This is a genomic window from Blastococcus sp. HT6-30 (genome assembly GCF_039729015.1).
Taxonomy (GTDB): domain Bacteria; phylum Actinomycetota; class Actinomycetes; order Mycobacteriales; family Geodermatophilaceae; genus Blastococcus.
In genome coordinates this window covers 3,312,676-3,329,953 of record NZ_CP155792.1, presented here as the reverse complement: position 1 = coordinate 3,329,953, position 17,278 = coordinate 3,312,676, and the positions used below count along the sequence as shown (strand labels likewise).

The window sequence follows — 17,278 nt, the reverse complement described above, 5'->3', positions numbered from 1 at the left end:
CCGGACGGCGCGGTTGCCCGACCAAGCGGTGTGCTTCTACTCACACTCGGTCAGGTGATGTGCCGCACGGGACGATTGAGACGGGGTCGAACGGGGGACACAGAGCCTCGACGACGTGCTGCCGCCCCTGACCCGGCGGTGGTATCCGACGGTAGTGGAGGAGATCGATCTGATGATGTTGTGGCCGGCCGTGACCCTGCTGGGCTTCCTGGTCCTGACGGCCCTGGTCATCGCGATGGGCACCCAGTCCACCGCCCGGTACGAGAAGGAGCAGCGGGCCGCCACCCGCGCCTCGAGCGCACGGCACTCCGCCTCCGAGGCCGTCAGGGCCTAGTCCCGCACCACGCGCGACGGCGCCCCGCCACTCCCTCGGAGTGGCGGGGCGCCGTGCCGTGCTGTGCCTAGAGCGCCTCGGCGGGGTGTCGAGCACCGTGCGGTCCAGCGACTCCAGGAGGTCGAACTGGCCGCGGGTGCGCGGCAACTCCCAACGCCAGAAGTAGCGGGCCGCCGCGCGCTTGCCCTCGTAGAACGCGCCGGTGCCACCCTCAGCCGCGAGCGCCTGCTCGAGCCACAGCCAGGCCACCACGATGTGGCCGGCCGCCTCCAGGTAGACGTGCGAGTTGGCCAGCGCCAGTTCGGGGTCGCCGGTGCCCCACAGGGTGGCGGTGACCGCGCCCATGCGCGCGACCGCTGCGTCGAGGTCGGCGGCGAACCCCGCCCACTCGGTGCCGGCCGCGCGGGCCGTCGTCGCCCCGATCGTCTCGCCCAGCAGCGCCAGCCCGGCGCCACCCTTCATGACGACCTTGCGGCCGAGCAGGTCCAGGGACTGGATGCCCTGCGTGCCCTCGTGGATCGGGTTGAGCCGGTTGTCCCGGTAGAACTGCTCGACCGGGTAGTCGCGGGTGTAGCCGTAGCCGCCGTGCACCTGGATCGCCAGGTCGTTGGCGGCCAGCCCCCACTGCGAGGGCCAGGCCTTGGCGACGGGGGTCAGCATGTCCAGCAGCAGGTGGGCGCGCTCCCGCTCCTCCTGGGTCTCCGCGGTCTGCTCCTCGTCGACCAGCCGCGCGCAGTACAGGCCCAGCGCCATGCCGCCCTCGGCGTAGGACTTGGCGGCCAGCAGCATCCGGCGGACGTCGGTGTGCTCGACGATCGGCACCATCGGCGAGGCCGGGTCCTTCGCGCCCGCCGGCCGGCCCTGGGTGCGGGTGCGCGCGTACTCCAGCGCGTGCAGGTAGCCGGTGTAGCCCAGGACCGTGGCGCCCACCCCGACGCCGATCCGGGCCTCGTTCATCATGTGGAACATGTAGGTCAGACCGCGGTGCTGCTCGCCCACCAGGTAGCCGACCGCGCCGGCCTGCCCACCGGGGGTGTGGATGCCCTCGCCGAAGTTCAGCAGGGTGTTCGTCGTCCCCCGGTAGCCCATCTTGTGGTTGAGCCCGGCCAGCACGACGTCGTTGCGCTCGCCGAGGCTTCCGTCCGGGTTCACCAGGAACTTCGGCACGATGAACAGCGAGATGCCCTTCACCCCGGGCGGACCGCCGGGGATCTTGGCCAGGACCAGGTGGACGATGTTCTCGGTCAGCTCGTGATCGCCGCCGGAGATCCACATCTTGTTGCCGCTGAGCCGGTAGGTGCCGTCGTCCTGCGGCACCGCCTTGGTGGTGATGTCGGCCAGCGAGGAGCCTGCCTGCGGCTCCGACAGCGCCATCGTGCCGAACCAGCGGCCCTCGAGCTCGGGCCGGACGAACGTGTCGATCTGCTCCCGGCTGCCGTGGGCGAGCAGCAGTCGCGCGTTGCCCATGGTGAGGAACGGGTAGGCCGACGTGCCGACGTTCGCCGCCTTGAACCAGGCGAACACCGCTTGGCCGACGGTGTGCGGCAGCTGCATGCCGCCGTACTCCTCGTCGAACGACCCGGCCATGAGGCCGGCGTCGGTGAACACCTTCAGGGCCTTGGCCACCTCGGGGATCAGCACGGCCTTGCCGTCGACCATGTGCGGCTCGTTCTCGTCGGCCGTGCGGTTGTGCGGCGCGAAATGGTCGGTGGCGATCTGCTGGGCGAGGTCCATGACCGCGTCGAAGGTCTCCCGCGAGTGCTCCGTGAAGCGCGACCGCTTGGTCAGCGACTCGACGTCGAGCCATTCGTGGAGCAGGAAGTCCAGGTCACGGCGGGACAGGATCAGTGACGACGACGGCACGAGGTCTCCAGGGCGCGGGTCTCCGGGGCGGTGCGAACTCCCTCACAGTAGGCCGGTTGCTTCCCGGAGCACCGCGGGTAGGGCGGGGGCCCGCCGTCGACCGAGGAGCACCCGTGGAACTAGCTGCCATCGTCAGCCGCGCGGGAGGTGCCCTGCTGAGCACGCTCCAGCACGTCCGACTGCCCGGGGTCGGCCAGGCCTCGGTCACCGACGACCCGGCGACCGCCGCCCGCCGCTGGCGGGCGGTCACCGTGCTGAAGAAGCCCGACCAGGTCGGCTCCGCGGTGTCCCCGCCCCCTCCGCTGGACCGCTTCGGCGACCGCCTCGAGGTGCGCATCCTCCCCGCCCCGGCGGACAAGGGCACCGAGCTTGCGGCCCGCTTCCGCGACACACCGTCGGACGACGAGATCGGTGAGCTGCGGGCCGCCCTGCGCGAGGCCAAGCAGCGGCTGGAGACCGGTGAGGTGCTGCGCGTGGACCCGCAGCCGCACGGCCACCGGGAGCCGACGCCTCAGGGCACGGCCCTGGAGGGCATGACCGAGCAGGCGCCGAAGGAGGGTGTCCTGTGAGCGGACAGGATCGTGAGCACCGCAGCGAGGAACGAGCGAGGAGCGGAGCGATCCGCGGGAGCGCAAGGGGGGCGCTGTGAAGGCCGCGACGTGGACCGGGGTCAACGAGGTGTCGGTGGAGGACGTCCCGGAGCCGCAGCTCCTCAACGACCGGGACGTGATCCTCAGGATCAGCCAGTCGGTCACCTGCGGCTCCGACCTGCACCTGATCGGCGGGTACATCCCGTTCATGCGTGCCGGTGACGTGATGGGGCACGAATTCATCGGCGAGGTCGTGGAGGTCGGCAAGGAGGTCCGGGACCGCAAGGTCGGCGACCGGGTCGTCGTGGCACCGTTCGCGGCCTGCGGCAGCTGTTGGTACTGCAGGCAGGAGCTCTACTCCCTCTGCGACAACGGGAATCCCAACCCCGGCATCACCGAGGGCCTGTGGGGCCAGAGCCCGGGCGGCTGTTTCGGCTACTCGCACGCGATGGGCGGGTACGCCGGGAGCCACGCGGAGTTCATGCGGGTGCCCTACGCCGACGTCGGCACGTTCCTGGTGCCCGACGGCGTCTCCGACACCCGGGCGCTGTTCGCCTCCGACGCGGCCTCGACCGGGTGGATGGGGGCCGACCTCGCCGGCGCGGGGCCCGGCGACGTCGTCGCCGTCTGGGGCGCCGGCGGCGTGGGCCAGATGGCCGCCCGGGCGGCGATGCTCCTGGGCGCGGAGCAGGTCGTGGTGATCGACCGGGTCCCCGAGCGGCTCGAGCAGGTGCGCACCCACGTGGGCGCCGAGGCCGTGGACTACACGGCCACCGACGTCGTCGCCGAGCTGCGCGAGCGCACCGGCGGCCGGGGGCCCGACGTCTGCATCGAGGCCGTGGGGATGGAGGCGCACGCGCCGGGCGCGCCCGGCATCTACGACCGGGTCAAGCAGCAGCTGCGGCTGCAGACCGACCGGCCCACCGCGGTGCGGGAGGCGATCATGGCGTGCCGGAAGGGCGGCACGGTGTTCACCCTCGGCGTCTTCGCCGCGATGGTGGACAAGTTCCCGCTGGGCGCGGCCATGAACAAGGGGCTGACGATCCGGGGCGCGCAGGTCCACGCCCAGCGCTACATCCCGGAGCTGCTGCGCCGGATGGAGGCCGGTGAGCTGGTCACCGAGCACCTGGCCACGCACGTCATGCCGCTGACCGAAGCGCCCGAGGGGTACCGCCTGTTCAAGGAGAAGGAGGACGGCTGCGTGCGCGCGGTCTTCCAGCCCTGACGTCCGGCTGCCGGACACGGACCGACGACGGCCCCTCCCGGGAGCGGGAGGGGCCGTCGTCGTCAGCCGGGTCAGCGAGGTGTGTCGCCCGGCCGGCCCACCGGCGGCGGGACCGACGTCGGCGCCGCGGCGCCGACCGCCTCGGTGGCCTCCTCGGCCGGGTCGCGGGGATCGCTGGTCGCCGTCCCGGCGGCGGCCCCCTGCCGCGCCTGGATGCCGGACTTGTCGCTCAGCGCGAGCTGCGGCAGGAACAGGAACACGAAGAAGCCGATCGCCACCACGCAGGCGGCGATGAGGAACACCAGGTCGATCGAGTTCGAGAAGCCCACCTTGAACGGCTCGGCCAGGGCCGTCGGCAGCTCCTGGATGAAGGAGGTGTCGTCGAGGCCGCCCCCGCTGCCCGCGCCGAGCTGCTGGAACTGCGGGGCCAGCTCCGGGTTGGCCCGCACCGTGTCCTGCACGGCGGCGTCGATGTCCTGCGGCAGCCGGGTGAACAGCACCGAGAGGAAGGCCGCCGTCCCGATCGTGCCGCCCATCTGGCGGAAGAACGTGACCGAGGAGGTGGCCACCCCCATCTCGCGGGGCGAGACGGCGTTCTGGACGGCGAGGATCACCGGCTGGAAGTTGAAGCCCAGGCCCAGGCCCAGCAGCACCATGAACGGGACCAGCACCCACACGGAGGTGTCGGACTCGACGAGGAACGACATCGACAGCAGCGCCACGACCATCAGCGCGATGCCCACGAGGGGGAAGATCTTGTACCTGCCGGTCTTCGAGATGGCGATGCCCGAGCTCATCGCGCCGGCCATGATGCCGGCGACCAGCGGGATCATCTGCAGGCCGGCGACCGTGGCGCTGGAGCCCTGCACGATCTGCAGGTACTGGGGGAGCAGCAGCAGGCCGCCGAACATCCCGGCGCCCATGACCACCGAGCCGATGCCGCTCACCGCGAAGCTGCGGTTGGCGAACAGCCGGAGCGGTAACAGGGCGTCGTCGCGGTAGGCCCGCTCGGCCAGCACGAACAGCACGAAGCCGACGGCGCCGATGACGTAGCAGGTGACGGCGCCCGACGAGGTCCAGCCCCAGGTGCGGCCCTGCTCGGCGACGATCAGCAGCGGCACCAGGAAGGCGATCAGCGCCAGCGCGCCGGGCCAGTCGATGCGGTGCTCGCGACGGTCGTGCGGCAGGTGCAGCACCCGCCACACGGCGGCGAAGGCCAGCACGCCGAGCGGCACGTTGACCCAGAAGATCCACCGCCAGCCGTCGACGCCGAGCAGCGAGCCCTGGCCGGCGAAGAAGCCGCCGACGACCGGCCCCAGCACGCTCGAGGTGCCGAAGACCGCCATGAAGTAGCCCTGGTACCGCGACCGCTCCCGGGGCGGCACGATGTCGCCGATGATCGCCAGCGCCAGGGACATCAGGCCACCGGCGCCGATGCCCTGGACCGCCCGGAAGGCGGCCAGCTGGTACATCGTGTCGGCGATGCCGCACAGCGCCGAGCCGACGACGAAGATCGCGATCGCGAACAGGTAGAACGGCCGCCGGCCGTAGATGTCGGACAGCTTGCCGTAGAGCGGCGTGGAGATCGTCGACGTGATCAGGAAGGCCGTCGTCGCCCACGCCTGCAGGTCGTAGCCCTGCAGATCGTCGGCGATCGTGCGGATCGCGGTGGCGACCACGGTCTGGTCCAGGGCGGCCAGGAACATGGCGACCATCAGCCCGGCGAGGATCGTGACGATCTGCCGGTGGCTGAAGGCGCCGGCGGAGTCCGGTGCGGCGGCCGCCGCGCGGGCGTCGCGGCGGCCCGCCGCGGTGGTGCGGGTGGTCTGGCTCATCGGTTCTCTCTCGCTGGGTGGGTGCTCGCGGTGCCGGCGGCGTGCTCGGCGGCCCCGGGCAGGTCGGCCGCGATGTCGTCGATCAGGCGGCCGAAGAGGAAGGTCAGGCTGGCCAGGTCCGCGTCGTCCCAGTGGGCGGTCACCCGCTCGAGGTGGGCCGTCCGCTCGGCGTGCAGGGCGTCGAGGGCGGCGCGGCCGGCGTCGGTGACGACCAGGCGGCTGGCCCGGCCGTCGCTCTCGTCGGCCACCCGGCGGACCAGGCCCCGCTCCACGAGCACCGCGACGTGCCGGCTGATGGTGGACGGGTCGGCGTGCAGCAGCTCGGCGAGGGCGCCCTGCCGCAGCGGCCCCTGGCGGACCAGGGGGAACAGCAGGACCAGCGCGGCACGGTCGCGGGACTCCGGGCCGGCGGGCTGGCTCTTCAGGGCGTGGACCAGGCGCATGAACCGGGGCAGCTGCTCGGACAGCGCCTCGACCTGTGGCCGGCCGGCCGGCGTGCCGACGTCGGGGCGGGGGGTGGACGACATGCTGCTCCCAGGTCGGAGGTTCGGATGCACGCTACAACTCCTTGCAAGCTACATGCAACCAGTCGACTCGGGTGAGCGGGGTGATGCCGGCCACCCCTCGGCACGGAGGTGCCGGTCGGTGCGATCCTGGGGAGCGGCGCCTCCCGGCTCGTGGACGGCGCTCCCGCCACCCCGCCCGAGAGGAACGCGAGCGCGCCCGTGAGTTCAGTGCACCCCGAGCAGCGGGCGCCGCGCGACGACCTCCGGGACCGCCTCGCCGGGCTCACCCTCGCCGACGAGCACCGGCTCCGCCGCCGGGTGGACGGGCTGCGCCGGACGAGGGACGCGCAGGCCCGGGAGGCGCAGCGCGAGCGCATCGCCGCCGACGTCGCCGCGGCGGAGGGTCGGATCGCCCGGCGTCGCGCCGCCGTCCCGGCCGTCAGCTACCCGGAGGAGCTGCCGGTCAGCGCGCGGCGGGAGGACATCGCCGCGGCGCTGCGGAACGCCCAGGTCGTGGTCGTGGCCGGGGAGACCGGCTCGGGGAAGACGACCCAGCTGCCCAAGATCGCCCTGGAGCTCGGCCGCGGGGTGCGCGGGCGGATCGGCCACACGCAGCCCCGCCGGATCGCCGCCCGCAGCGTTGCCGAGCGGATCGCCAGCGAGCTCGGCACGCCGCTGGGCGAGACCGTCGGCTACAAGATGCGGTTCAACGACCAGGTGTCGGACTCGACGCTGGTCAAGCTGATGACCGACGGTGTGCTGCTCGCCGAGATCGCGCACGACCGGCTGCTCCGCCAGTACGACACGATCATCATCGACGAGGCCCACGAGCGGAGCCTCAACATCGACTTCCTGCTGGGCTACCTGGCCCAGCTGCTGCCCCGGCGGCCCGACCTCAAGCTGGTCATCACCTCCGCGACCATCGACGTCGAGCGGGTGGCCAAGCACTTCGGGAACGCGCCGATCGTGGAGGTCAGCGGCCGCACGTACCCCGTCGAGGTGCGCTACCGGCCGGTCGTCGACCCCGACGCACCCGAGGGCGACCCGGCCGCCGACCCCGACCGTGACCAGGTCAGCGCCGTCCTCGACGCCGTCGACGAGCTGGTGGCCGAGGGACCGGGGGACATCCTGGTGTTCCTCGCCGGGGAGCGGGAGATCCGCGACACGCAGGACGCCCTCGCCGACCGTGATCTGCCGAACACCGAGATCGTCCCGCTCTACTCGCGCCTGTCGGCGGCCGACCAGCACAAGGTCTTCACCCCGCACACCGGACGGCGCATCGTGCTGTCCACGAACGTCGCGGAGACGTCGCTGACCGTGCCGGGGATCCGGTACGTCGTCGACCCCGGGACCGCCCGCATCTCGCGGTACAGCCATCGCACGAAGGTGCAGCGGCTGCCGATCGAGCCGATCAGCCAGGCGTCGGCCCGGCAGCGGTCGGGCCGGTGCGGCCGCACGTCGGACGGCATCGCGATCCGGCTCTACACCGAGGAGGACTTCCTCGACCGGCCGGAGTTCACCGACCCGGAGATCCTGCGGACCAACCTGGCGTCGGTGCTGCTGCAGATGGCCTCGCTCGACCTCGGGGAGGTCGCCGAGTTCCCGTTCATCGACCCGCCGGACCGGCGCGCCGTCGCCGACGGCCTGGCGCTGCTGGAGGAGCTGCACGCCCTGGACGCCGACGGCGGGCTGACCGCGACCGGCCGGGCCCTGGCCGCGCTGCCGCTGGACCCCCGCATGGCCCGCATGGTGGTCGAGGCCGACCGGCGCGGGGTTCTCGACGAGGTGCTGGTGATCGCGGCCGGCCTGACCATCCAGGACCCCCGGGAACGGCCGACCGAGCACCAGCAGGCCGCCGACCAGATGCACGCCCGGTTCGCCGACGAGAACTCCGACTTCCTGGCCCTGCTCAACCTGTGGCGCTATCTCGGCGAGCAGCAGGACGCCCTGTCCGGCAACCAGTTCCGCCGCACCGTGAAGCGGGAGTTCCTGCACTACCTGCGCATCCGGGAGTGGCAGGACCTGCACGGCCAGCTGCGCGGCACCGCCCGGCGGCTGGGCATGGCGGTCGGCGAGCCGGCGGCCGAGCCCGACGAGCGCGGGATCCACGCCGCGATGCTCGCGGGGCTGCTCAGCCACGTCGGGCTCCAGGTCGAGCAGGCGAAGGGTGGCAAGCGCCCGGGCCGGGAGTACCTCGGCACCCGCAACACCCGGTTCGTGATCGCGCCCGGCACGCCGCTGGCGAAGAAGCCGCCGCGGTGGGTGGTCGCCGCGGAGCTGGTCGAGACCAGCCGGCTGTTCGCCCGGACCGTGGCCCGCATCGACCCCGAGACGGTCGAGAAGCTCGCCGATCACCTCGTGAAGCGCCAGTACTCCGAGCCGCGCTGGGACGCCAAGCGGGGTTCGGTCGTCGCCACCGAGCGGGTCACCCTCTACGGGCTGCCGCTGGTGGTCGGCCGTCGGGTCCAGTACGGCTCGATCGACCCGGTCGTCTCCCGGGACCTGTTCATCCGGCACGCGCTGGTCCAGGGGGAGTGGACGACCCACCACCGCTTCTGGGCCGAGAACCAGCGGGCCGTCGAGCAGGTGGCGGCTCTGGAGGAGCGCGCCCGCCGACGGGACATCGGCGTCGACGAGGAGGCGGTGTTCGAGCTCTACGACGCCCGCATCCCGGCCGACGTCGTCTCCACCCGGCACTTCGACCGGTGGTGGAAGCAGGCCCGCCAGCGGCAGCCGGACCTGCTGACGTTCACGCCCGAGATGCTGACCAACGCGGCGGTGGCGGCCGAGGTGCGCCCGGAGGACTATCCCGACGAGGTGCGCCTGACGCAGGGCCTCACCCTGCCGCTCTCCTACGCCTTCGCGCCCGGTGCCGCCGAGGACGGCGTGACCGTCGACGTGCCGCTCGGGGTGCTGGACTCGGTGGTGCAGCGAACCTCCGGTGAGTCGCTGGCGTTCACCGTGCCCGGGCTGCGCGAGGAGCTGGTGACGGCGCTGCTGCGCACGCTGCCCAAGCAGCTGCGCCGCGCACTGGTCCCGATCCCCGACCGGGTCCGCGCGGTGCTGCCGGGGATCGACCCCGGCGAGCCCCTCCTGCCGGCCCTCGAGCGGGAGCTCCGCCGGGCCGCCGGCGTGGTGATCCCCCCGGATGCCTGGCAGCCGGGCCAGGTGCCCGACCACCTGCGGGCCACCTTCCGGGTGCTCGACGACCACCAGCGGCCGCTGGCGGCGGGCAAGGACCTCGCGGCGCTCAGGGCGCAGGTCGCTCCGCAGGCGCGGGCCAGCCTGGCCCGCGCCGCGTCGGAGCTGGAGCGGACCGGCCTGACGGCCTGGGACCTCGGGACGTTGCCGCGCACGGTGGAGGTGCGCCGTGGGTCGCACGTGGTGACCGCCTACCCGGCGCTGGTCGACGAGGGCACTACCGTCGGCGTCCGGGTGGTCGCCACGGAGGCCGAGGCGACGCGGCTGTCCTGGCGGGGCGCCCGGCGGCTGCTGGTCCTGGTCGCCGGCTCACCGGTCAAGCAGGTCGTCAAGCGTCTCGGACCGGCCACCCGGCTGGCCCTGCAGTTCAACCCCGACGGCGAGATCCCCGACCTCGTGGCCGACTGCGTCGACGCGGCCGCCGACGAGCTGATCGCGGCGGCAGGCGGGCCGCCGCGGGAACCGCAGGCCTTCGCGGCGCTGGTGAGCACGGCCAAGGCGCAGCTGCAGCCGCTCACCGTCGACGTCGTCGGCCGGGTCGAGGCCGTGCTGGCCCGGGCGCGCGAGGTGGCGATGGCCATCGGGGCCGCGCCGGGCCGCCGGGTGCCCGAGGCCGCGATCGCCGACCTCCGCCGCCAGATGACCGGGCTGCTGCACCGCGGGTTCGTGGCCGCGACCGGACGCCGTCGGCTGCCCGACGTCGTCCGCTACCTGACGGCCATGGCGCACCGGCTGGAGAAGCTGCCGGCCAACGCGGTGCGCGACGAGCTGTGGACCCAGCAGGTGGCCGCGGTGACCACCGAGTACGAGCAGCTGCGGGCGCAGGTGCCCCCGACGGGGGCGCCCGACGACCCGGTCACGCGGATCCGCTGGATGATCGAGGAGCTGCGGGTGAGCTTGTTCGCCCAGAGCGTGGGCACCCCCCGACCGGTGTCCGAGCAGCGCATCTACAAGGCGATCGACGCGCTCCTGCCCTGAGGGGCGGGCCTCAGGCGGACGGGTCGCCGGTGGGCTCGCGGAGCAGTGCGGAGATCCGCTGGCGGGTGACGCCGAAAAGCCCGGCGATCCGGTTGATGCTCACCTGCTCGCGGTGCAGGGCCGCGGCCTCCTCACGGCGCCAGGTGTGCCCGGCGGCGGCCAGCGTCCCGAGCACGGTCGAGATGCTCTCGACGACCAGGGGGCGGGCCTCGTCGGTGACCAGCTCCAGCCAGGGGCGGCCGCCGCGGCGGTCGGCCAGCAGCTTCTCGGCTCGTGTCCGGGCGCGTTCCAGCTCCCCGATCGAGGCGTCGATGCACTCGATGAGGCGCTGGAGGGCCTCGACGGCGACCTCGTCGCGCTCGACCGTCGGCGGAGAAGCGCTCATGCTGCGGCTCCTCGGGGACGGGGGGGCTGCACGGGACATGTATGGCATGCGATCCGCACGACCGCAATAGGTATTGCGTCGTGCCCTTCCGGTCAGGATAGTTGTGCACAACCGATCCAGTCCGCCGCCCCTCCTGCCGATGAGGACAGCACCGGGCGCTCAGGCCACTCCACCCTCGTCCGCCGGCAGAACGGAACCGCGCATGTCCTCCCTCTCCGCCAGCCTGGACCTCCCGCCGGTCGCGGCGAGCGTCCCGGCGGCCCGGCGCCTGGTGCGCCAGCTGCTCGCCTCGTGGGGTGCTCGGCAGGACCACGGGGACGCGGCGCTGCTGGTGACCGAGCTGGTCGCGAACGTGGTCGACCACGTCGGCGGGAGTGCCTGCCTGACGATCGAGGCCACCCTCTCCGACGACTGGCTGCGGCTGGCCGTCGTCGACGGCTCACCGGCCCGCCCGGAGGTCCTCGGCCCCTCGCCGGACCGGCCGCGTGGCCGCGGCATGCTGATGGTCGAGATGATCGCCGACCGGTGGGGGTGCGAGGAGCACCGCGACGGCAAGCGTGTCTGGTTCGAACTGCGGCCTTCCCGCCTGTGACCTACCAGCTGGTTTGCCGCGGTTCCCGATCGGGGACCGGCGAAGAGGAAGCCAGCCACACCGAAGGGACTCCGCGATGAGCGAGCCGAACACCCATGCTGCCGGTGACGGCGTCTCCGACGAGGAGATGATCGAGACCGTCGCCGGCCAGACCGACAGCGCGTCGGAGAACGCCGACGTCGCGGGCAAGGACTGGGATGGCGACCCGGACGCCGCGCCTGCGCCCACCGACGAGGCCTGACCACCCCGACGTCTCCGCACCGCCCTCGTTCCGCTCCCGGAACGGGGGCGGTGCCGTGTTCCGGGCCATCACTGACAGACTGCGGTGATGAGCGTCACAACCGGGACGGCGGCCCGCCCGGAAGCGGTACTCCGGCCGCTGGCCGGCCCGGCGCGTACCGCGGTGCGCTGGGCCGTCCGGCACGGCCTGCCGGCGGTCTACCTCTCCCGCAGCGCCCGTCGCGGTGACCTGGTCGGCCGGCTGATGCGCGATCCGGCGTTGCGCGGGGACCCCTACGAGCTCTACGAGCAGCTGCGCGCCCGCGGGCCGCTCTCGGGCAGCAGCCTCGGCCTGGTGACGGCGTCGCACCCCGTCGCCCAGGACGTCTTGCGCAGCGACCGGTTCGGCGTCGGGTGGGACCGGACGGGTGCTCCCCGGGTCATCCGCTGGGCGCTCGATTTCGGCGACGACCCCGCGGCGGCCGGCGTCGCCGAGCCGCCGTCCATGCTCGTGACGGATCCGCCCGACCACACCCGGTTCCGCCGGCTGGTGAGCCGGGCCTTCACCCCGCGGGCGACGGCGGCCTTCGAGCCGGCCATCCGGCGCATCGCCGAGCGCCTCCTGGAAGACCTGGAGCGCCGGGAGGGCGCGGTCGACCTCGTCCATGCCTACGCCGCGCAGCTGCCGGTGCTGGTGATCGCCGACCTGCTCGGCGTGCCCGTGGAGCGCCGGGAGGACTTCCTGCGCTGGGGCGCCGCCGCCGCCGCCACCCTCGACCCCGGCCTCCCGCTGCGCCGCTACCTCGCCGCCGAGAAGGCGCTGCGGGCGATGCACCGGTTCCTGGCCGAGCACTTCGCACGGTTGCGCCGCGAGCCGGCCGACGACCTGGTCAGCCGGCTGGTCACGCTGCCGCCCGCTGAGGCGCTCACCGACCGGGAGCTGCACGCCACCGTCCTGCTCCTGCTCGGCGCCGGCTTCGAGACCACGGTGAACCTGCTGGGCAACGCCGTCGTGCTCCTCGACGCGCACCGCGACCAGTGGGACGCCCTTCGCACGGGCGCCGCCGGGTGGGACGACGCCGTCGAGGAGGTCCTGCGGATCGACAGCCCCGTGCAGCTCACCGGCCGCTCGGCGCGGTCCGACGTCGAGCTGGCGGGGCGGACGGTGCCCGCCGGCACTCGCGTGACGCTGTTCCTCGGTGCGGCCAACCGCGACCCCGACGTCTTCCCCCATCCGGCTCGGTTCGACGTCATGCGCCCCAACGCCCGCGAGCACCTGGCCTTCTCCGGCGGCATCCACTACTGCGTCGGCGCGGGGCTGGCGCGCCTGGAGGGCGCCATCGGGCTGGCGGCGCTCAGCGCGCGCTTCCCCGCGCTGCGGGTGGCCGGCCGCCCGCAGCGGCGCGACCTGCAGACCCTCCGGGGCTTCGAGGTGCTGCCGGTGACCCTGCGCTGACCCTGACGTCCTCCCTGGTGATCGGGTGAGCCAGGACCGCCCGATCAGCTGCCGGGGACCAGCATCCCGGCGCCGACCGTGGCATTGGTGGCCTCGTCCACGAGGATGAACCGGCCGGTCACCCGGTTGCGGGAGTACTCGTCCACGAACAGCGGCTGGGTGGTGCGCAGCCGCACCCGGCCGATGTCGTTGAGCCCGAGCTCACCGGCACCGAGGTCCCGGTGCAGCGTGTTCACGTCGAGCCGGTACTGCAGCTCCTTGACCACGGCCCGCACCGAACGGGTCGTGTGCTTGACGGCCAGGCGCTGCCGCGGCCGCAGCGGCTCGTCGGTCATCCAGCACACCAGCGCGTCCAGGTCCTGGGACACGTGCGGCGCGTTGGCCGGGCGGCAGATGAGGTCACCGCGGGAGACGTCGAGGTCGTCGGCCAGCCGCACGGTCACCGCCATGGGGGCGAACGCCTCCTCGACCGGGCCGCGCGGCCCGTCGATGCCGGCGATCGTCGTCGTCAGCCCGCTGGGCAGCACCTGGACCTCGTCGCCGGGCCGGAGGACCCCGCTGGCCACGGTGCCCGCGTAGCCGCGGTAGTCGTGGTGCGCGTCCGACTGCGGCCGGATGACGTACTGCACCGGGAAGCGGACGTCGACGAGGTTCCGGTCGCTGGCCACGTGCACGTGCTCGAGGTGGTGCAGCAGCGAGGAGCCCTGGTACCAGGGGGTGTGCTCCGACCGGCGGACGACGTTGTCGCCGTGCAGCGCCGAGATCGGGACGACGGTGAGGTCGGGGACGTCGAGCTTCGCGGCGAAGGCGGTGAACTCGTCGCGGATGGCCTCGAACGTGTCCTCCGACCAGTCGACGAGGTCCATCTTGTTGACCGCGACGACCAGGTGCGGCACCCGCAGCAGGGAGGCGAGGAACGCGTGGCGGCGGCTCTGCTCCAGCATGCCCTTGCGCGCGTCGACCAGCACGATCGCGAGGTCGGCGGTCGAGGCGCCGGTGACCATGTTCCGCGTGTACTGCACGTGGCCGGGGGTGTCGGCCAGGATGAACGTCCGCCGGGGGGTGGCGAAGTACCGGTAGGCGACGTCGATGGTGATGCCCTGCTCGCGCTCGGCGCGCAGGCCGTCGGTGAGCAGCGCCAGGTTCACGTAGTCTCCGCCGGCGCTGGCCCGCTCGACCGCCTCGTACTGGTCCTCGAAGACGGCCTTGCTGTCGTAGAGCAGCCGGCCGATCAGGGTGCTCTTGCCGTCGTCGACCGAGCCGGCGGTCGCGATCCGCAGGATGTCCTTGCGGGCGACGGCGATGTCGTGGGCCTGCGCCGCGGCGGCGGAGTGCACGTCGACGGGGTTCATCGGGGGTTCTCCTGGCGAAGGACGGCGGCGGAGCGGACGCTGGAGCGGAGGCCCTGAGGAGGCGCCGCGTGTTCCTGTTCGCCCTGGCAACGCCCGCGTTGCTGGTGGTCGTCCTGGGTTACGTGGTTGGGCACGCGGTGACCGAGTGGGTCTACGGCGTGCTGGGTGCGGAGGCGACGTGGGCCTCGGAGGTCGTGGGCTGGACGACCGGCCTGGTGCTGCTCGGCGTCGTGACCCTGCTGCTGGTGGCCCGATGGCGCCGTCGTCAGGCCCGGCATCAGAAGTAGCCCTCCTTCTTCCGGTCCTCCATGGCGGCGTCGCTGACCTTGTCGTCGCCGCGGGTGGCGCCCCGCTCGGTCATCCGGGTCACCGCGATCTCGGCGATGACCTCCTCGACGTCGGTCGCCCGTGAGGCCACCGCGGCGGTCAGGTTGGCGTCGCCCACCGTGCGGTAGCGCACCCACTCGCGGCGCACCTGCTCGCCCTCGCGTGGGGTGATGAACTGGTTGACCGCGTAGAGCATCCCCTGGCGCTCGACGACGTCGCGCTCCTGGGCGAGGTACAGCGGCGGGATGGCGATCCGCTCGCGAGCGATGTACTGCCAGATGTCGAGCTCGGTCCAGTTCGACAGCGGGAACACACGGATGGACTCACCCAGGTGGATCCGGCCGTTGTAGAGGTCCCAGAGCTCGGGGCGCTGGTTCTTGGGGTCCCACTGCCCGAACTCGTCGCGGAAGGAGAACACCCGCTCCTTCGCGCGGGCCTTGTCCTCGTCGCGTCGGGCACCGCCGAACAGGGCGGTGAAGCCGTGCTGCTCGACCGCGTCGAGGAGCACGGGGGTCTGGATGCGGTTGCGGGAGCCGTTGGGCTCTTCCTTGACCGTGCCGGCGGCGATCGCGTCGGGCACCGAGGCGACGACGAGCTGCACGCCCAGCTCGGCCACCCGCTTGTCGCGGAACTCCAGCACCTCGGGGAAGTTCAGCCCGGTGTCCACGTGCATCACCGGAAACGGGATGCGGGCCGGGGCGAACGCCTTGCGGGCCAGCTCCAGCATGACGATGGAGTCCTTGCCGCCGGAGAACAGCAGCACCGGTCGCTCGAGCTCGGCGACCACCTCACGGATGACGTGGATGGACTCGGCCTCCAGCGTCTCCAGCTGGCTGAGCCGGTAGTCGGGGGTCGTCACGTGCGCGAGCTCCAAGGGGTTCGGGATCGGTCGAGCCACCGGCGGCAACCCGATCGACTTGGTGCGGATTCCCGCCCAGTGTCCGCTATCGCGCCGCGCGCACCGCAGCCAGCACCCGGTCGGCCAGCTCGGGACGGGTGACCACCAGGTCGGGCAGCGACGGATCGGCGGCGTTGTAGACCAGCGGGGACCCGTCCAGGCGGCAGGTGACCAGGCCGGCAGCGCGGGCGATCGCGACCGGGGCGGCGGAGTCCCACTGGTACATGCCGCCGGAGTGGACGTAGGCGTCGACCTCGCCCCGCACCACGGCCAGGGCCTTGTACCCGGCCGAGCCCAGGGGGACGAGCTCCCCGTGCAGGGCGTCGGCCACCGCCTGGGCCTCGGCGGGTGGGCGGGTGCGGCTGACGGCGATCCGGACCGGTCCGTCCGGCCGGACGGGCAGCACGGGCGCCGGGGCGGTGACGTGCACCTCGTCGAGTGCCGGGAGGGCGACGGCGGCGGCCACCAGGTCGTCGCCGGACCAGAGCGCCACGTGCACCGCCCAGTCGCTGCGCGGCGGATCGGAGTACTCGCGCGTGCCGTCGAGCGGATCGACGATCCACACGCGGTCGGCGGTCAGGCGCCGGGAGTCGTCGACGGCCTCCTCGCTGAACACCACGTCGTCGGGCCGTTCGACGGCGAGCACGCCGGCGATAGCCCGCTGGCCGGCCGCGTCCCCGGCGTCCCCCAGCGGGCGCCCGGTGAGCCCGGTCGAGCGGAGCGGCAGCAGCGCGTCGGCCGCCGCCCGCGCTGCGCGGACGGCGACGGCGACGTCGGGGCTCAGCTCCACTGCACCGACGTGGCGTCGCCCGGCCGGCGCGGCGGGGTGTGGTTGCCGGCGGCGTCGGTGATGGCGCCGAAGTAGGCCTGCGCCTTCTCCGGCCGGGGCATGACGAAGATGCCCCGCGCCTCCACGAGCGGGCGGCCCGGCTCGGCGGCGAGCGCGATCGTGCCGGCGATGACGGATTTGCGTCCCTCGGTGCTCTCGACCCACGCCCGGAACACCAGCGGCGTCTCCAGCGGCAGCGGTCCGCGGTAGTCCAGCTCCAGGTGCGCGGTCATGCCCCACAGGCCCGCCGCGCCGGCGGCGCTGCCGAGCAGCTGGTCCATGAACAGCGCGCTCATACCGCCGTGCACGTAGCTCGGTGGGCCCTCGTAGGCGACACCGAGCGTGGCCTCCGCGACGACGCCGTCGCCGTCCCGGCGGACCCGCAGCGGCGGGGCGAGGGCGTTGCCGATCCCGACGACGGGGTTGAAGACGCGCCGGCCGGCGGAGGGGTCGTCGAGCACCGGCAGCGTGGCGGCGGGGCGCCGCGACACGCCGATGCGGGCGGTCGCCTGCCGCACCAGCTCGGCCGCCGCCGCCACCTCCGTGGCCGGTGTCGTCGTCGTCACCGACGCCTCGATCAACTCGCGCAGCGCGGCGCCCAGGTCGGTGGACGCAGCCATGAGATCGGCGTCGTAGGGGGCCGCGGTCTCCGCGGTGCCGTCGTTCGTCGTCACCGGCAGATGGTCGC

15 protein-coding genes are annotated in these 17,278 nt (G+C 73.2%); 7 read left to right on the top strand and 8 right to left on the bottom strand.

Features of this window, described 5'->3' with window-relative positions:
* Window positions 1-40: 40 nt before the first annotated feature.
* On the bottom strand, window positions 41-2,197 hold the full coding sequence (locus tag ABC795_RS16110) for an acyl-CoA dehydrogenase (protein ID WP_347058183.1): 2,157 nt from the start codon (window positions 2,195-2,197) through the stop codon (window positions 41-43).
* A gap of 113 nt (window positions 2,198-2,310) precedes the next feature.
* On the opposite strand from ABC795_RS16110, the gene ABC795_RS16105 reads away from it, so the two are divergent.
* Together ABC795_RS16105 and ABC795_RS16100 are read left to right on the top strand one after the other, a co-directional pair.
* The gene (locus tag ABC795_RS16105) at window positions 2,311-2,766 is read left to right on the top strand and encodes a hypothetical protein (RefSeq protein ID WP_347058182.1); all 456 of its coding nucleotides are present in this window, start codon (window positions 2,311-2,313) and stop codon (window positions 2,764-2,766) included.
* 76 nt (window positions 2,767-2,842) lie between these two features.
* A complete protein-coding gene (locus tag ABC795_RS16100; protein WP_347058181.1) occupies window positions 2,843-4,012 on the top strand; it encodes a zinc-dependent alcohol dehydrogenase in 1,170 nt (389 codons plus the stop codon).
* A gap of 71 nt (window positions 4,013-4,083) precedes the next feature.
* On the opposite strand, the gene ABC795_RS16095 is transcribed toward ABC795_RS16100, so the two are convergent.
* Both ABC795_RS16095 and ABC795_RS16090 read right to left on the bottom strand, forming a co-directional pair.
* Window positions 4,084-5,847, bottom strand: a complete 1,764-nt coding sequence (locus ABC795_RS16095) for an MDR family MFS transporter (protein ID WP_347058180.1) — start codon at window positions 5,845-5,847, stop codon at window positions 4,084-4,086.
* On the bottom strand, window positions 5,844-6,374 hold the full coding sequence (locus ABC795_RS16090) for a MarR family transcriptional regulator (protein WP_347058178.1): 531 nt from the start codon (window positions 6,372-6,374) through the stop codon (window positions 5,844-5,846). The genes ABC795_RS16095 and ABC795_RS16090 overlap by 4 nt, the downstream gene beginning before the upstream one ends.
* Before the next feature lie 198 nt (window positions 6,375-6,572).
* Between ABC795_RS16090 and hrpA the strand changes: the two genes are divergently transcribed.
* Window positions 6,573-10,532, top strand: a complete 3,960-nt coding sequence (gene hrpA, locus ABC795_RS16085; protein WP_347058177.1) for an ATP-dependent RNA helicase HrpA — start codon at window positions 6,573-6,575, stop codon at window positions 10,530-10,532.
* Window positions 10,533-10,542: 10 nt separating this feature from the next.
* Here hrpA and ABC795_RS16080 read toward each other — a convergent pair whose 3' ends face one another.
* Window positions 10,543-10,917 (bottom strand): hypothetical protein, encoded by a 375-nt coding sequence (locus ABC795_RS16080; protein ID WP_347058176.1) that lies wholly within the window; start codon window positions 10,915-10,917, stop codon window positions 10,543-10,545.
* Window positions 10,918-11,119: 202 nt separating this feature from the next.
* Between ABC795_RS16080 and ABC795_RS16075 the strand changes: the two genes are divergently transcribed.
* The 3 genes from ABC795_RS16075 to ABC795_RS16065 all read left to right on the top strand — a co-directional run bounded on the left by ABC795_RS16075 (window position 11,120) and on the right by ABC795_RS16065 (window position 13,184).
* Complete coding sequence (locus ABC795_RS16075) at window positions 11,120-11,509, top strand: ATP-binding protein (protein ID WP_347058174.1); 390 nt, start codon at window positions 11,120-11,122, stop codon at window positions 11,507-11,509.
* 76 nt (window positions 11,510-11,585) lie between these two features.
* Window positions 11,586-11,750: a hypothetical protein gene (locus tag ABC795_RS16070; RefSeq protein WP_347058173.1), complete on the top strand. Its 165-nt coding sequence runs from the start codon at window positions 11,586-11,588 to the stop codon at window positions 11,748-11,750.
* 87 nt (window positions 11,751-11,837) lie between these two features.
* Window positions 11,838-13,184 carry a cytochrome P450 gene (locus tag ABC795_RS16065; RefSeq protein WP_347058172.1) on the top strand — a complete coding sequence of 449 codons (1,347 nt, stop codon included), beginning with the start codon at window positions 11,838-11,840 and terminating at the stop codon, window positions 13,182-13,184.
* 44 nt (window positions 13,185-13,228) lie between these two features.
* On the opposite strand, the gene ABC795_RS16060 is transcribed toward ABC795_RS16065, so the two are convergent.
* Window positions 13,229-14,536 carry a GTP-binding protein gene (locus ABC795_RS16060; RefSeq protein ID WP_347058171.1) on the bottom strand — a complete coding sequence of 436 codons (1,308 nt, stop codon included), beginning with the start codon at window positions 14,534-14,536 and terminating at the stop codon, window positions 13,229-13,231.
* A gap of 68 nt (window positions 14,537-14,604) precedes the next feature.
* Here ABC795_RS16060 and ABC795_RS16055 point away from each other — a divergent pair, with 68 nt between their 5' ends.
* Window positions 14,605-14,823 carry a hypothetical protein gene (locus ABC795_RS16055; RefSeq protein ID WP_347058170.1) on the top strand — a complete coding sequence of 73 codons (219 nt, stop codon included), beginning with the start codon at window positions 14,605-14,607 and terminating at the stop codon, window positions 14,821-14,823.
* Here ABC795_RS16055 and cysD read toward each other — a convergent pair.
* The 3 genes from cysD to ABC795_RS16040 all read right to left on the bottom strand — a co-directional run bounded on the left by cysD (window position 14,814) and on the right by ABC795_RS16040 (window position 17,264).
* Window positions 14,814-15,722: a sulfate adenylyltransferase subunit CysD gene (gene cysD, locus ABC795_RS16050; protein ID WP_347058169.1), complete on the bottom strand. Its 909-nt coding sequence runs from the start codon at window positions 15,720-15,722 to the stop codon at window positions 14,814-14,816. The two genes, ABC795_RS16055 and cysD, sit on opposite strands and share 10 nt — an antisense overlap.
* A gap of 85 nt (window positions 15,723-15,807) precedes the next feature.
* Window positions 15,808-16,551, bottom strand: coding sequence for an inositol monophosphatase family protein (locus ABC795_RS16045; protein ID WP_347058168.1), 744 nt, complete (start codon window positions 16,549-16,551; stop codon window positions 15,808-15,810).
* Window positions 16,542-17,264, bottom strand: coding sequence for a PaaI family thioesterase (locus ABC795_RS16040; protein ID WP_347058167.1), 723 nt, complete (start codon window positions 17,262-17,264; stop codon window positions 16,542-16,544). The genes ABC795_RS16045 and ABC795_RS16040 overlap by 10 nt, the downstream gene beginning before the upstream one ends.
* Between the last annotated feature and the right edge of the window lie 14 nt (window positions 17,265-17,278).